Genomic DNA, 16,185 nt, shown 5'->3' on the forward strand with positions numbered 1-16,185 from the left:
TTAATACTCATAGCTAAACTGCAAGGTGAACTCTGTGCCAGGGTCTTTGGCGTACACTTGCAGATCTTGCTGTTCGTATTCAGTAGTTTCACCTAAGATATTTTTCGCTTTTACTTTTACCGTAAAACTATCTGTCGGGAAGAAACTATACGTAAAATCAAGGCTATGGAATGGCTTTTCAAATACATCGTCTAAACCTCCACGGCCACCATAAGCAATACGTTCACCAAACACGTTATACACTAATGTGGCACTGTGATAACTGTCAGACGAGTCGTAACTTAACTGTAAGTTAGCCACCCATTGTGAATGTCCGGTCATGCGGCGGGTTTTATTAGTTGGGTCAATTTCGCCGTTAGCAGCGATATCGATTTCTGAGTCACCTAGAGTTAAGTTACCCGCAACAAAGAAGTCTTCCCAAATGCTGCCATCACTACCCAAAAATTCAAGCTCTTGTAAGAACTCGGTTTCAAGGCCGTACACATAGCCCGACTGCGCGTTATAAAACTTGAGCTGACGCCCAGCTTCTGAAATACGTTGAATAGGTTCAATCGGTGCGTCTACATCTTTATAGAATGCGCCCATGCTGAAATTATTGCCTGAATCAGAATAGTATTCCCAACGTAAATCTAAGTTAAGAATGTCTGAACTCTTTAACTCTGGGTTACCGAAGAAGTCAAAACCGGTAACGGGGTCTTGGAATCGAACCGGTGACACTTCACGTAGATCTGGTCGTACAATGGTTTTACTCGCGCCAAAACGCCATTGGGTGGTGTCGGTTTGTTTCCAGGTTAATGACAACGATGGGAACCAACCGTCTTCTGCTATCACGTAGTCAGATAACTGATAACGACCACCTTCATCTGATATTTCACCATTTGGGTCGATAGGCAACGTGACGCGACGAAAATCTTCATAACGAATACCAGCATATACCCGCCAAACATCGTCAAAGTCGATGTCCATGCTCACAAATGCAGCGTCGTTTTTCTCGGCGGCAATGTAGTCTTCAGTGTCAGTTGATGCGTCTTTTAGCTCTAGCCCTAAAGTATTGTCGGTAATGTTTTTATCAGAGAAAATCTCATCAAAATCACCCGCTAAAATAGCGCCATTGGCATCAGTTGGGCTTAAATCGACATCAAACCCTAAGCGAGTTGCATAGCTTTCGCGAGTACGCTCAAAGTATTCATAGCCGGTAGTCAGTTTAACCACTGCACCGTCTAGATTAATGGGGTACATAAAGTCCCAAGCATAGTTTTGGCTGTCATCTTCTAGGCGACTATAAACATACTTGGGTGCATCCTGAGTATTGAGATTACGTGATAATAATTGATTGCTCTCATCTAAAATCACGTTGTAGGTATACGACACTTCATTCGGGGCATAACGCTCAGAACGTGCATCGGAGAACTTCCAATTAAATTCAGAGTCGTTCAAATATTCAATAAAATGATGACCTTTAATTTGGTTACTGATAAGCGAACGTTCTTCGTAATCAATGGCGTAAACTTGCAGTGCATTTGGTTCGCCCAAGGTATCGATGGTTTCTTCTATCCCCATAGACACATCATCGGAAGTGTCTTGCAGGTAAGTGGTGAAGGTTTCGATTTTATGGTTGTAGCCAATCTCTAAGCCTAAGTTAAGCATGCCAGACACTTGGACTATTGAATCAGTACCGACAATGTCTTTCTGGTTTTCAACTTGTACTTGGCTGCTATCACCATCAAGCTCAACTTCACGTTTAGTGTAGTTTTCAGCTTGCTTCTTGTAAGACACGGCTGACAATGCACCAAAGATAATGTCGTCGGTAATGTCCCAACGATCACCAATGGCGATATCGCCGCGCATTGCAGGGTCTGTACTTTGGCTGCGCACCGTCATATCGCGGTACATGTCTAGTGCCAATTCGCGGTTAACTTGTTGTGCTGCCGGGTAATTTATAGCGCCATTAGAATTACTGACGATATCAATTGGGCTAATTCCACCATATTGATTAATGGTGTTATTAATGTTGCTTGGCATGCTGCGAGTGCCATCGTCTTGGCCGGTCCAATCATCGCCCCCCCCGTTGTAGGTGTAGCTGTCGTTTGAGTCATTGGTGTTATAACGGCCGCCAACACTTGCTTTAAAGAAGAAATCGGCCGGAATTGATTTAGTGCGAATATCAACATGCCCACCACCAAATGCGGCAGGTGAATTGGCTGAGGCAGACTTTTGCACCGATAACGATTCAATGATCGATGCAGGGAACATATCTAAAGGCACTACGTTACGGGTTGGATCCGGTGACGGCACTGTCGCGCCATTCAGTGAGGTACTTGAATAACGCTCACCTAAGCCACGAACATAAATGAATTTGCCATCTTTTAAGGTTAAACCTGTCACACGACGAAGCGCTGCGGCGGCATCACCGTCACCGGTTCTTGAAATTTGTTCTGAGCCCATAATATCGGCTACAGCAATTTGTTCACGACGTTCTTCAGTTGCTTCTGATGCAGAGCTACGTAGACGCCCAGTAACTGAAATCACTTCTATCGGTTCAATTGGAATCACTTCACCAGGATCACGAACAGGCGCTGGTTCTTGCGAGTATACGGGGGTAGCTGTTAATAGTGTCGCCGCAGAAATCACAGAGATAATGGCAAGGCTTAACTTATTAACGGTAAAACTCGGCTTGGTTTTCATACTTAACTATCCTGTATGCGGTTCAGAGATAACCGCCCTTGCGGGCGGCTATTAATAGGTCACAGATTAATGTTATCGAGGTGATTACTGTGGAAAGTAAGCCCAACCTTGACGCCAGTCATTCTGGCCATCGAATGCACCAATAAAGTTGGTTGATTCGAAGAAGCTATCATCTGTGCTTAAGTCTTTACCTTTGCCAAGTAGCGTTGTATCTGTAGCTGCTGGCATACCGTCAGTGATAGTCACTGCTGCTGTTGAGTTACCTTCTTGGCCCATGAACCAGGTTTCAACATTCACAGCGTCTGCTGTTGCGGCATTATCAGAGCTGTACTTAAAGGGCTCGTTACAGTCGATAATTGAATGCGACATAGTCAAAGTGCTGTTGTTTACGTTGTCGACTAAACCAGCGTAAGAGCCATCTAACTCTAAACATTCGCCAGACTCAGTTTCAGCAGTAGTGCCTTTACGACCTTGTACTAGCACGTTGTATAACTCACCTGCAGTAGCAACACGTAGTAAGATACCTTCACCTTTATCGCCACTTGCGTTAGCAATATCTGTACCCGGTAAAATAGTGAAGTTAGCTAATTTAGGCGCCGACACTGGGGTATCCGTAGCACCTTTATGGCTATCACCTTCGATACCACGGTTAGCATTACCGTCTTCGTGAGTGATATACACAAACTGCGCTTTACCCGTCCAACCGTTAGTCCAATCTAAGCTGTCATCGAAGTTGGCTGTTAAGTACACATATTTCAAGTTAACTGCACCACCCCAAAACTCAACACCGTCGTCGCCGTTAGCGTGAATTTGAATATGGTCGACTTGAGTTCCGCTGCCCACTGCCGCAAATGAGATACCGTTCATTTCTTGAGTATCATTCACTTTAAAGCCAGCATACTTAATCACTACGTAGCTGATTTGACCGCTGTTATCAGCATTGTTGTTACCACCGTACGGGAAGTCACCGACTTCAAACGACGCTGAACAAGCATTATGATCAGGACATGTGTTGGTTAAACCATTACCTAGAATAACCAAACCACCCCATTGACCACGTTCGCCACTTGCACCCGCAATAACATCTTCTTCAGAGGTCATTTCAATTGGGTGAGTTGCACTACCTTGAGCCATAATTTTTGAGCCACGACTCACCGCGATAAAACTGTTAGATGTCGCGAATAGCTTAGTACCCGCTTGAATGGCTAATGTTGCAGGTGTTGTGTTATCACCACCTACTACTACTGCACCGCCATCAATTTTGTACATTACGTTTTGGCCAGCGAGAAGCGTCGTGTTGCTTAAGACATTGCCTTCAAGGGTACAAATTAACGTGATTGATGCATCTTTATATAACCCTGTTGCCGCTGCTGAAGCTGTTGTGCCTACAGGACAAGAAGTTAATACTGGCAATTCAGTTGGCGTTGGCGTCACATCGTCATGAATAGCTGTAGTCCAGCCTTTAGTCCAGTCGTTAGTGCCATCAAATGCACCAATATAGTTGGCATTAACCAAACGCGCATCAAGGTTAGCCAAATCAGCCTTACCAGCCGTTAATGCAACAGATGATGAATTAGGCATGTAATCAGTTAAATCAGAAGCGGCAACTAAGTTACCGTCTTGACCGTTGTACCAAGCTTCTACATCTAGCGCTAAAGCACGGCCTTCTGCAGCATCTGCCTTGGCACTTTTAAACGGTTCAACACAGTCAATTAAGCTGTTTTGCATCGTCAATTCAGCGGTGTTGGCGTTGTTAACGGTATTGTCGTCGTTAACCTCTAAACATTCGCCAGAATCAACGTCACCTTTAACAAGAATGTTATAAGTATTTACGCCAGTGCCTTTACGGAATAAAATACCTTCCGCATCGTCACCACCACTGTTGGTGCCATTAGCAACCTGAATAGTAAAGTTGGCTAACACTGGTTTTGACATAGGTACAGCACTTGCGTCACTGTTACTGTCGGCTTCAATACCACGGTTAGAAGCATTGTCCGCTTGACGAATATAAACGTGCTGCGCGCTACCTTGCCAACCGTTTGTCCAATCTAACGAGTCATCAAAGTTTTCTGTCAGTACGATATTTGTTACTGAAACATTACCGCCCCAGAATTCAAAACCATCATCGTTATTCATGTGAACTTGTACGTGGTCAATTTCAGTACCCGCACCCACACCGGCAAAACTAATACCGTTCATTTCTTGGGTGTCATTGATTTTGAAACCACCAAACTCAACGCGTACATACTTGATTGAACCTGAATTGTCTTCGGTATCATTACCACCGTAGCTGTGGTTACCCACTTCAAAAGACGCTGAACAATTGGTTAAATCTGGGCAGGTGTTTACTGGCGCATTACCCAATAACACTAAACCACCCCACTGACCCGCTTTACCTTCTTGGCCTAAAGCCGTTTCAACAGACGTAAATACGATTGGCGCTGTTGCCGTACCGTCAGCCATGATTTTTGAACCGCGGCTAACCACTAAATAAGAATCACTGCCACCTAAGATTTTGGTGCCAGGTAATATTGATAACTCAACCGCGTTAGCATTATCGCCACCGGCAATCACTGCGCCATCAAGCTGCCATACAACGTCATTACCTAACACTATTTTGTCGCCATCTTGGCCACCCGTGGTAATCGTTGATGCTGCAGTAGAAGGAGCTAACGTACCTTTTAATACCCAAACTTCTTTACCATCAACGGCTGTCATTGTGGTGCTTTTAGTTGCAAAGCCACTGTATGATTTTTCTTGTACTGTCTGAGTGGGTGTAGTTGGAGTTGTTGGCGTAGTAGGTGTAACAGTATCGCTACCCGCATTGATATTAATATCACCACCACAACCAGCGAGCCCTAATGTTGCAGCAAGGGCTGTAGAAAGTGCAGTAAGTTTAAAAATGTTTTTCAGTTCCATTGTCATCTCCGAAGACGGATTTAAGCGTGTGAGTTAGTTGGCTGGATGACAAGCTAACCTGCAAAAATGACAAAAAGACTGCGTAAACATGACAGTCACATTTCATTAACATGACAGAAATGTGCAAATCCAATGGCTATGCACCTTAGGAGGAGATTTGAATGGCATAAATTTTTAACAAAAAAAGCGGAAATATAACGTTTTAGACCTAATCAACTTAATAATAGCTAACATAAACGGTCCACAAACCAAAAATGATGGCACAAAATCCCGCGGGTCTAAATGCTTTGACACAATAGGAGGCAGACCATAAGGCAAACTGTTTGTGATATTTCTCTGTCATAAAAACAAGAATAATTGCAATAATAAACAATAAATTACCTATCACCTCGAACACTAATGGTGATGAAGTGTTATGCGTATCGAGCAGTAAGACCGTCCCAATAACTAACCGAGATATAATTTCAATGTAATGGAAATAGCGTTGATGGCTAAAACGAACAATTTGGTCTGCAAAATGCGCTGGAGCCAGCATCATGAACATGCCAAAACTGAATGTGATTACGCCCCACAAGCTAATGAATATGGCCATGTTAACTCCGAGTGATACTGCTTACGCTAATATTAACACCTCACTAATGAGGTAATTTGTTAACTAAAAATGTCGCATCCACTATCAACAAGATGATTAAGCAAGATGTGTTAACAAAAAAGGTTAATGCGAGTGGCTATTTATTACACTTATATAGTCTAATAAACACACGGTAATGACATTGATCAAATTGATTATAAGAATATAAAAAAATATTAATAAATGCTCATAAAGTAAGTTTAGGCGATTTTAATGCTAAAATAGCCATTTGATACAATCTTCATCACACAAGGAGTGCCCATATGCCACCAGATATTATTATTTTAGGGATCTCCATACTTATTGCTATTGGCATTTTACTCCATCACCCTTCTAAAACATTAGGCTTACCGTCGTTATTAATCTTTATGGGTGTCGGCTTGGCATTTGGCAATGGTGAATTTGGTTTTGTATACGACGACCTGCAACTGACTTCAGTTATCGGCACCTTAGCATTAAACACCATAGTATTTGTCGGTGGCCTAAATACGCCAATGAAACACATTAAGTTTTCTTGGAAAGAAGGTGGCATGTTATCCACTGCTGGGGTGATATTCACTACCATTATTTTTGGCTTTATCCTTAATGCGTTACTCGACTTTAACCTTATTACTTGCATGTTGTTCGCCGCGGTAGTGTCGTCTACTGATGCTGCGGCCGTATTCTCTATTTTAGAGTCGAAAAAACTTAAATTAAAACACGGTACGGGCACCATTTTAGAATTCGAATCAGCTACCAACGACCCTGTAGCCTTGTTAATGGTGGTGATGTTAACCGACTTTATTATCAATAGTGCCAACGGCGCACCCACAGCACTTTCAGTGATATCGAGTCTCGGCCAGCAAATTGGTGTTGGGGCTGTCGTTGGGTTAATAATGGGTAAATTAGCCGTTTGGGCACTTAATAACATTAAACTGCCTGAATTCGGACTTATTCCTGTTTTTATTTTGGCCAGCTTTGCCATTACAGTATCAAGTACCGAAATCTTAGGTGGTAACGAACTTATTGCGGTTTATATTGCTGGGGTGATCATCGGCAACTATTTAAAGAAGGGCGCTGAAGTCAGTAAGCATTTCTTTAATGGTATATCGTGGTTAGCGCAGTCATTAATGTTCATCATTTTAGGCTTACAGATATTCCCGCAGCAATTAATGCCGGTGTTCATGGCATCATTGCTCCCGGCTATATTGCTTATTGTTGTCGCGCGCCCACTGGCTGTGCAGCTGTGTTACTTGCCATTTAAACAAGCTAATTGGCGCAAACGTTTGTTTGTTTCTATGATCGGATTAAAAGGTGCTACGCCAATTGTCTTTGCGCTTATTCCCGCTGCGGCAGGAGTAGAGGGGTCGCGTGAAATGATCCACATGGTGTTTTTCATTGTACTGATTTCGGTCATTGTTCAAGGCGCCGCAATTGAACCGCTAGCCAATAAACTAGGCCTAAAACTGCAGCCCAAAAATCCTGATCTATAAAAATGATTCAATGCCCCATAACAATGAGGCATTGAATCATTTTCAGTATCTTTGATATAGGTTATTTTACAGTGATTCTCTCAACTGATTTATCAGGTTGATGGATCACTTAGTCTAACTGTACTTGTAGGTCTTTAAACCCAGTTGCAGAGGGTTGATACTTCCATTGTTCAAGCGCCGCAACCGCCGATGCATCAAACACTTGTTTCGGCGACGACTTGGTCACTCTCACATTGTTCACACTGCCATTTGGACTGATATCAAATGACATTTGCACATAGCCATTAAGCCCTTCTTTAGCGGCATCAATTGGATAGCTAGGCTCAATTCTTATCACAGGCATTGCCATAGAGTCGGTTTTGTTTTCAATGCTGAGATTATTGCCTGCAAATACCTGCTGATTAAACATAAAGGCACTAACACCAATAGCCAATGTCATTCCAATTAATGCTAAGGTGCTTTTTCCATGTTGCTTTTTCATCTGTAAGATCCTCTCTTTTAAGATGGTTTTATCCCCATAATGGGTGTGTAACATGCTCAACGGCGCATGCTGTGAATAGGCCAATAGTGTTCTGCTATAGGCAATTTTAGCTTGGGCTTTCATATCGGCAGTGACTTGTGCATCACATGACAATTCTTGATCTTGTCTAAATCGGCGGTAGCTCAGCCACATCAGCGGATTGAACCAAAACAATACGGTTAATCCATAAGCCAAGGCATTTGCCCATAAATCACCACGTTGATAGTGATACACCTCGTGCTGAATAATGGCTTGCTGCTGGCTTTCATCGAGTAACATAAAACTATTAGGGACTAAAATACTGGGGGTAATAAACCCAGCGAGCATAGGTGATTCAATATCTGGATGGACTAATACGTTAAGCTTTACAGAAGGAATATCTAGCTGACGTCCATGCTGGATTAACCGTTGTAGATAGCCATATTCCAGCACGATATTAGCGACCAATAACGTGATAACTGCACCGTAGAGGTAAGGCAGGTATAACAGGTCAAGTAAGCCTGCCGACAACGCAGCGGTATCGCTAGCAAACACATAATATTGCTGGATGATTGAGGCAGTATTATTACTGCCAAACCAGTTAACGGTGTGCGGTAATATTATTTGCAGTAAATCGGCAATGATTAATAGTGGCACTGATATCCACATAAAATAGGTATAGTGCGCCCCAACTCTAGACAATATAAACCGGTGCAATACCAGTAATACTAAACACACCACGCTCAATGAGATGGTTTGTTCCATAAACCAAGTAATCATCACTTTTGTTCCTTTTGCCAATCATCAAGTAAGGTTTGCAGTTCGGCGACATCTTCTGCCGACAGCTTGTTCTTTTGCGCAAAACCGGCAACCAATGGGGTTAACTTGCCAGCAAACATGCGGTCCACAAAAGAAAGCGACTCTTTAACGGTATAGTCTTGCTGAGCAATTAATGGTGAGTAATGGTAAACCCGACCTTGTTTTTCAAAACTGACGGCTTGTTTTTTGACTAAACGATTAAGCAAGGTTTTAACCGTTTTCTCATGCATGTCATGGCTTTGTTCTAATGCATCAACCACTTCACTCGAGGTCAATGGCGACTGCTGCCAAAGTTGTTGCAACACGACTAATTCACTATTGCTGATTTCTTTCATGCGATACCGCTCATTTGTTGTTAGAACTTATTAGATTATAAATGGATTACAGATGTAATCTCCTTATTTAAATTACAACTGTAATCCTAAATAAGCAAGGTTTATTTTCGAGCGATTTACGAATAAAAATGAAAAAGCCTAATCAGATAATTAGGCTTAAAATTGAAATGTTATTTAGCTAATTGGCTTTATCTCGATGATAACTTATCTCGATACAACCACTGATAAACCGTCGGCAACACCAGTAAAGTCAAAGCAGTTGAGCTAAACAAGCCGCCAATGATCACCACCGCTAATGGTTGTTGAATTTCACTGCCCACACCAGATGATAACAAGATAGGGATCAGCCCCAATGCAGAGGTGAGTGCCGTCATTAACACCGGACGTAACCGCCCTACCGTGCCTTGATAAACACTGTCGTACAGGCTTTCATCTGATGATTGTCTGCGCTGGTTAATCGAGTCCACCAGCACCACACCATTCAACACCGCAACACCAAACAAGGTGATAAAGCCGATTGAACTGGGCACCGACAAATAGGTGCCAGTGACATATAAAGCCACCACGCCGCCGATTAATGCCAATGGTACGTTAGCCATTATCAATGCCACTTGTTTGAGTGAACCAAACGAGAAATACAACAATAAGCCAATAAGTGCGATAGAAATGGGCACCACCAACATTAGCTTTTGTTGCGCCCGTTGCTGGTTTTCATATTGGCCGCCCACCACAACCGTATAGCCCGCAGGTAACTCCGCTTGCGGCACAATGGCATAAATATCGTTGACCACCGAACCCATGTCACGCCCCGATACATTAGCCTGCACCACCACTCGGCGCTGTACATCGTCACGACGAATATTCGGCGGTGCCATTTCAATCACCACATCAGCGAGATCGCCCAAACGTACAATAGCGCCATTAGCACCACTGAGTAGCAAGTCTTCAATCGCATCTGGCGCATTACGATATTGCGCAGCTAATCGCAGGTTAATGTCATAACGGGCATTACCATCAATCACTTGGCCAGCACTGGCACCACCAATACCTTGAGTGACTAAACTCATGACTTCATCGACGCTAATACCATAGCGAGCAAGGACTTCACGTTTAGGTCGAACCACTAACTGAGCTTCACCGCTGACTTGCTCTAGCGACACATCAACCGCCCCAGGAATGGCAGCGACTAAATCGGTTAACACCTGACCTTTTTCCGACAAGATGCTCAAATCGGGGCCAAATATCTTAATCGCTAACTGCGCTTTAACACCCGATAACAACTCATCGACTCGGGTCGCTATCGGTTGTGAGAAGGTTAACAATAATCCTGGGAATATCGCTAGCCGTTGCTCCATCAAGCGCTGTAGCTCAAAGCGATTGCTTGCCGATGTCCATTGCGCTATCGGTTTAAGACCAATATATATTTCAATATTACTCACAGGCTCAGGGTCGCCGCCAAGTTCGGGTGCCCCGATTCGACTTAACGCATATTCCACCTCAGGAAACTCCAGCAGCATGGCTTCAATTTTAGGCGCAACGTTAACCGAAGTAGCCAAACTGGCTGTAGGCGCCAATGTCACCCGTAAGTTGATGGTGCCCTCTTCTAATTCAGGCACAAATTCAGTGCCCAACTTTGGCAATAACAGCATGCTTGCAGCAAACAAAACAACTGCCGCTAACATCACTGATTTAGGGCTTGATAGCACCAGTGTCAGTACTCGTCGATAGACTGCGTCAATGGGTGCCAACACCTTGCTTTGACGCACCACAATACCGCGTTTAAATAGAAATACCGCCAATGCAGGCACCGCAAATAACGCCACCACTAATGCCGCCATCATGGCGAGAATAATGCTCACGGCCATAGGTTGAAATAATTTCCCTTCTACGCCTTCAAGGGCAAATAACGGCATAAATACTACGATGATAATCGCTGTTGCAAAGAAGATAGGGCTGCACACCTCTTTTGCCGCCAGCATGATCCTAATCGCCATGCTTTGGGTTTGTGCATCAGATTCGCTATCAACATCACTATCAACATCACTATCAACATCACTATCAAAATGAACATCAGCAGATTGGTTGGCGCCATTTTCGCCGCTAACATGTTTAAAGATGTTTTCGACCATCACCACTGAACCATCAACTAACATACCAATCGCAACAGCAAGGCCACCTAAAGACATTAAATTGGCTGACATGCCGTAGTAAGACATGATCAGTAGTGCGATCCCGATCGACACTGGGATCGACAGTAATACCAACAATGTCGCCCGTATATTGACCAGAAATAACGCCAAAATAATCACGATAAATCCAAAGGCCATCAATAGCGCTTCAACCACAGTCGTGACCGCTTTATCGACTAAATCCGCTTGGTCGTAAAACACCTCAAATGACACTCCTTTTGGCAAGGATTGTTCAATTAAACTAATACGTGAATTGATGTCATCAATAGTGGCTTTGGTATTGGCGCCCATGCGTTTAAGCACAACGCCTGCAACCACTTCACCTAGCGCTTGTACATCGGACGACGAGCCATTAGCCGCTGCCTGCCTGCGCGACATGGTCACTGCACCGACTCTTATTTCGCTACCAAAAGCCACATTAGCAATGTCGGCCACTCGTATTGGCGTGCCATTGATTTCGGTTAACGGGATGTCGGCAATGGCTTGTAAGCCTGCGTCGCCAGCGGGCAACAAACCATAACCACGAACCACTAATTGCTCCTGGCCTTGGTCCATAAACCAACCACCAGCATTACGGTTATTACTTTCCAATGCTTGGCTAACTTGGCTCATCGACAAGCCATAACTGCGCAGTTTATTAGGGTCAACTTGCACTTGGTATTGCAACACCTCGCCGCCAAATGAAAGCACTTCAGTCACGCCACTCACAGGCATTAATATCAGCTTCACTAAATAGTCATTTAAGCTACGCAGCTCAGATGCGCTGATATTGGTTTCGGGCTCGGCCCGTAAAATGTATTGATAAATTTGCCCTAAACCTGAAGTGTTTGGGCCGATTTCAGGGGTGCCAACACCCGCAGGAATCGACTCTTTTGCAGCTTGCAGTTGTTCAAAAACTTGCTGACGAGCAAAATAAATATCAGTACCTTCGGCAAACACCACGGTCACTAGCGACAAGCCAGTACGTGATAATGAACGCACCTCGGTCACCGCCGGTAATGCATACATTGCCGATTCGACAGGATAGCTAATCAGCTTCTCGACCTCTTCTGCCGCCAACCCTTCCGCTTCAGTATTAATGGTCACCTGCACATTGGTAACATCTGGAAACGCATCTAAATTTAGTTTTGGCAGCATGAATACCGATGCCACCACCGTCGCCAGTAATCCAATTAACACCAATAACCGCTTTTCAACGGCAATCTCAATTAATTTATATAACATTATGATGCCTTAGCGCTTAGTGGTTATGGATATCAAAGCCAGATTTAGCTTGCTCAGATGCTAAGAAAAACGCACCAGATACAACAACGCGAGTTTGTGGAACTAAACCACGAATAAAACTCAGTCCGCGTTGGCGCTCCACCACAGAAACTTCTACAGCACTAAATCCACCATCTTGTTCTATGAACACCTGCCAGTCACCGTCACCACTGCGTGTTAGCGCTGCATCTGGCACAATAAATCCAAGCGGCTCAGCCCCTTGATTTGCTGCTAGGTATAATTCGGCAAACTCGCCAGCATGTAAGTCATGACCAGGGTTTGCCATCCGCACCAACACTTGCTCTGTGCGGGTTTGCGAGTTAATTTCATGCGAACGCCCAATAATGACACCCTCTCGAGTACGGCTTCCCACTCGTACTAAAACATCGGTGCCCATATTGACTTGATCTGCTTGTAATGGCGTCAGTTCAGCCTCCACCCACAAATACGATTCATCGGTTAGTTGCATCAAAGGTGTGCCCGCGGTTAGCACTTGTCCTACGGTGGCAATATCTTGCTGAACCCGACCATTTATAGGAGCCAACAACTGAAACTGACCAATTGAACTTGGCGACGTTGCTAGCTCGGCTATCTGTTGTTTGGACATCATTACCGACTGTAAAATGGCACGTTTAAGCTCTGCATTGACCTCAGTTTGCATCCGCTGACTAGCACTAATCGTTCCTTTGCTCATGCGCTTTATACGATCCCACTCCGTTGCTGCATTAACGTAGTCAGCTTGCGCCGCAGCAATATCTGCCCCGCCGATAGTCAATAATGGTTGGCCTTTTTGCACCTGTTGTCCTGGCACCACATGGCGCTTAAGCACCTGCATATCTAATTGCGGCGCTATGGTGATAGTTTTGTCTTTATCTACAACCAGCTGAGCGGTGGCAACGGCCTGTAAATTAAACGCGGTCGCACTTAACTGTGCCACTTCCACTCCCGCGAGTTGGCGCTGCTCAGCACTTAAGGTTAACAACGACTCTTGATGAACCGCCTCTGTTGATTCATTGCTGGCTTGTACAGCCGAACTAAACAGTGCAAATAATGATAGCAATAGCGCTACACTGAACAATAATGCTCGCGAAACGCTGGAGTTCATGCGGTCATATTGTCGAATGCTTGGCAGAGAGATGGGCTGAGTGCCTGGCAGAATATTTAACTGAGCATGATTCACAAAACGATTCACAAAATGATTCACAAAATGACTCAACATAGCGTTGGCATTCAACGCTGCCAATAAAGGTAGTACTTGGACTGATTTGACTTTCATGGTTAATCCTAAAAACAATCTAGACCGTCGACAATAAATATCAACGGAAATAGGCTTAGCCACCGTCATTACAAGCGAGATATCACGCCATAATGGAATGCAGAAAAGCATTCATTAGCGCAATGAAAGCGAATATAGAGGTGAAGCTAAACAGTAAAAACGTGCTTTAAAGGGATTAAACGATAGGAGGACGATAAGTAGGGAAAGACTCAGGAGGTAAATAGTTCAGTTTGGTATCGGCAAAAAGGTCATGAAAATGTTCACTAACAACATTATCGTTAAGCTTAGCAAGTGCCACATGACCACCATGACACTGACAATCTAAACACACATCAACTTTCTCAAAATCAGTAATAGTATCAAAATGTTGATGTTCATCATTAACCGAATGCAGTGATGAACCATCGAGTGCACAAGCGCAATCGGCACATTCAGCAAGGCTGATCACTTCGGTAGTAAATTGAAGATGTGGATGGTTATTTTGCTCTTCGTTGCTGTTGCCCACATGTAATTGATGCGCACCTAAATTGGCGCCCACAAATTGCAGTAGCACTAAAGCAATCAATAATTTGGCTATGTTAGCCATAAAAGGCAAAACGGTATGACTCAACCACCCACTCCTAAACGATATTATTTAAATACGCAGTGCTTGGCGTAATCGGCTGCTTCATTGGCAGTCCAATCACCACTTTCTTTTTCTTTCATTTGCTTACACCAAGCTTCACTACCCACTTCAGGAGCACATGCCGATAAGCTAAGAGTTAACAATAACGCACTTGATACGGCAAACAACTTTGACAATGACATAAGCTATCCTTTTCTAAAATAATAAAATCAGTACTAGGTCCTGTTGACCTTTGTAGATGAATTTTGCAGTAATTTGTGACAATTAGCTACTGGGAAGAACTTATCATCTGTCGTTGTTCGACATAAATAAGCGATAACCGAGTAAAAAGGTGCCACAAAATTATTTACAGGCCACTCTAGCGCAGAGATCGCTTAGCAATCCAAGTAATGGCTTCTTGTTTACGCTCTAATGGAAACCATGCAACTTCGCCCTGCATAAAGGGTCCCATCAGCCTAACAGAATTACCCACCCAATCTGGGCCGCCTACAAACACTAACGCATCAAACGCGGGTAACTGAACTTCTCCGCTACCGGTTAATGAGCCAAACTCCCAGCCTTCCAACAACACATCGGCTTCAATATAAAGACACACTTGATTCCAGTCTTTACGATAACTCTTAATGGCGGGCTGTAAACGGGTACGGTAATCTTGTGCCGATAAACGGCCACTGACAAATAAGCTAATAACACCTTTAGTGATATCGGGGATTTGACATAACATAACGGCAACTCCGGCCCTCTAACTAGGCCATAGAACAGACTTTATACGGTGATGTTATCGTGTAAAGCGACAATGGCGCTCATGATAACAAAACTATTCTGGTTATTTCATTAAATATGTCATAACTCTGAGGCCAGTCAGGCTTTTTAATTCAATCCCCACGCTAAGGTCAATTCACTTATCGCAATCCATGCCACAGCAGACAACCCTGAAAAGTTTCCCAGACTGCGGTAGAATGTAACTACAGCACATAAACATGCCGCTTAAAAAACAGTAAGCAGCGTTATAGGTTTATGACCGTTAATTAAGGGGAACACGACAACCGAATGATACAAATAACTCAGCGCGTCATATTGCAAGATAACGAAATTGAATGGCAGTTTGTCCGTTCAAGTGGTGCGGGTGGCCAGCACATCAATAAAGTATCAACCGCAGCGCAACTCAGCTTTGATATTGCCTCATCTTCTTTACCCGAGTTCTACCAACAAAAGCTGCTTGAAAAAGCCGATCACCGTATTACCAAAAGTGGCAAAGTTATAATAAAATGCCAACAATCACGCAGCCAGGACTTTAACCGCCAAACCGCACTGGAACAATTTATTGAACTGGTAAGAAGCGTCGGCATACTACAAAAAGCCCGTATACCAACCAAGGCGACAAAAGGCAGCCAAAAACGACGCATTGAAACCAAAAAACAACGTGGTGCCACTAAAGCGATGCGCCAAAATAAATCTGATTATTAATAAGT

Annotated in this window: 12 protein-coding genes; 2 read left to right on the plus strand and 10 right to left on the minus strand. The window is 43.8% G+C overall.

Translation table 11 applies throughout. The annotated features are described in order from the left end of the window. From AAEY98_RS12790 to AAEY98_RS12800, 3 genes are all read right to left on the minus strand, one after another. A complete protein-coding gene (locus AAEY98_RS12790; RefSeq protein WP_351017382.1) occupies nt 1-2,685 on the minus strand; it encodes a TonB-dependent receptor domain-containing protein in 2,685 nt (894 codons plus the stop codon). Nucleotides 2,686-2,769: 84 nt separating this feature from the next. Beyond that, the gene (locus AAEY98_RS12795) at nt 2,770-5,604 is read right to left on the minus strand and encodes a beta-helix domain-containing protein (RefSeq protein ID WP_182744977.1); all 2,835 of its coding nucleotides are present in this window, start codon (nt 5,602-5,604) and stop codon (nt 2,770-2,772) included. Between the two features lie 217 nt (nt 5,605-5,821). After that, nucleotides 5,822-6,196, minus strand: coding sequence for a hypothetical protein (locus tag AAEY98_RS12800; RefSeq protein WP_351017385.1), 375 nt, complete (start codon nt 6,194-6,196; stop codon nt 5,822-5,824). Between the two features lie 302 nt (nt 6,197-6,498). On the opposite strand from AAEY98_RS12800, the gene AAEY98_RS12805 reads away from it, so the two are divergent. Next, nucleotides 6,499-7,707, plus strand: coding sequence for a potassium/proton antiporter (locus tag AAEY98_RS12805; protein ID WP_162023955.1), 1,209 nt, complete (start codon nt 6,499-6,501; stop codon nt 7,705-7,707). A 109-nt stretch (nt 7,708-7,816) separates the two neighbouring features. Here the strand turns inward: AAEY98_RS12805 and AAEY98_RS12810 are convergent, their stop codons facing one another. From AAEY98_RS12810 to AAEY98_RS12840, 7 genes are all read right to left on the minus strand, one after another. Then, on the minus strand, nt 7,817-8,986 hold the full coding sequence (locus AAEY98_RS12810) for a TonB family protein (protein WP_351017388.1): 1,170 nt from the start codon (nt 8,984-8,986) through the stop codon (nt 7,817-7,819). Continuing rightward, nucleotides 8,986-9,360 (minus strand): BlaI/MecI/CopY family transcriptional regulator, encoded by a 375-nt coding sequence (locus tag AAEY98_RS12815; RefSeq protein ID WP_351017390.1) that lies wholly within the window; start codon nt 9,358-9,360, stop codon nt 8,986-8,988. Before AAEY98_RS12815 ends, AAEY98_RS12810 begins: the two co-directional genes overlap by 1 nt. 188 nt (nt 9,361-9,548) lie before the next feature. After that, a complete protein-coding gene (locus AAEY98_RS12820) occupies nt 9,549-12,773 on the minus strand; it encodes an efflux RND transporter permease subunit (RefSeq protein ID WP_351017393.1) in 3,225 nt (1,074 codons plus the stop codon). A gap of 16 nt (nt 12,774-12,789) precedes the next feature. After that, a complete protein-coding gene (locus tag AAEY98_RS12825) occupies nt 12,790-14,004 on the minus strand; it encodes an efflux RND transporter periplasmic adaptor subunit (protein ID WP_502959645.1) in 1,215 nt (404 codons plus the stop codon). A gap of 259 nt (nt 14,005-14,263) precedes the next feature. Next, nucleotides 14,264-14,674 (minus strand): hypothetical protein, encoded by a 411-nt coding sequence (locus tag AAEY98_RS12830; RefSeq protein WP_101085082.1) that lies wholly within the window; start codon nt 14,672-14,674, stop codon nt 14,264-14,266. A 44-nt stretch (nt 14,675-14,718) separates the two neighbouring features. After that, nucleotides 14,719-14,895 carry a DUF3012 domain-containing protein gene (locus tag AAEY98_RS12835; protein ID WP_101085081.1) on the minus strand — a complete coding sequence of 59 codons (177 nt, stop codon included), beginning with the start codon at nt 14,893-14,895 and terminating at the stop codon, nt 14,719-14,721. 176 nt (nt 14,896-15,071) lie between these two features. Further along, nucleotides 15,072-15,437 carry a SpoIIAA family protein gene (locus AAEY98_RS12840; protein WP_101085080.1) on the minus strand — a complete coding sequence of 122 codons (366 nt, stop codon included), beginning with the start codon at nt 15,435-15,437 and terminating at the stop codon, nt 15,072-15,074. Between the two features lie 326 nt (nt 15,438-15,763). Between AAEY98_RS12840 and arfB the strand changes: the two genes are divergently transcribed. Further along, complete coding sequence (arfB, locus tag AAEY98_RS12845) at nt 15,764-16,180, plus strand: alternative ribosome rescue aminoacyl-tRNA hydrolase ArfB (protein WP_351017397.1); 417 nt, start codon at nt 15,764-15,766, stop codon at nt 16,178-16,180. Nucleotides 16,181-16,185 lie beyond the last annotated feature (5 nt).

This window comes from Shewanella sp. AC91-MNA-CIBAN-0169 (assembly GCF_040310165.1).
GTDB lineage: Bacteria > Pseudomonadota > Gammaproteobacteria > Enterobacterales > Shewanellaceae > Shewanella.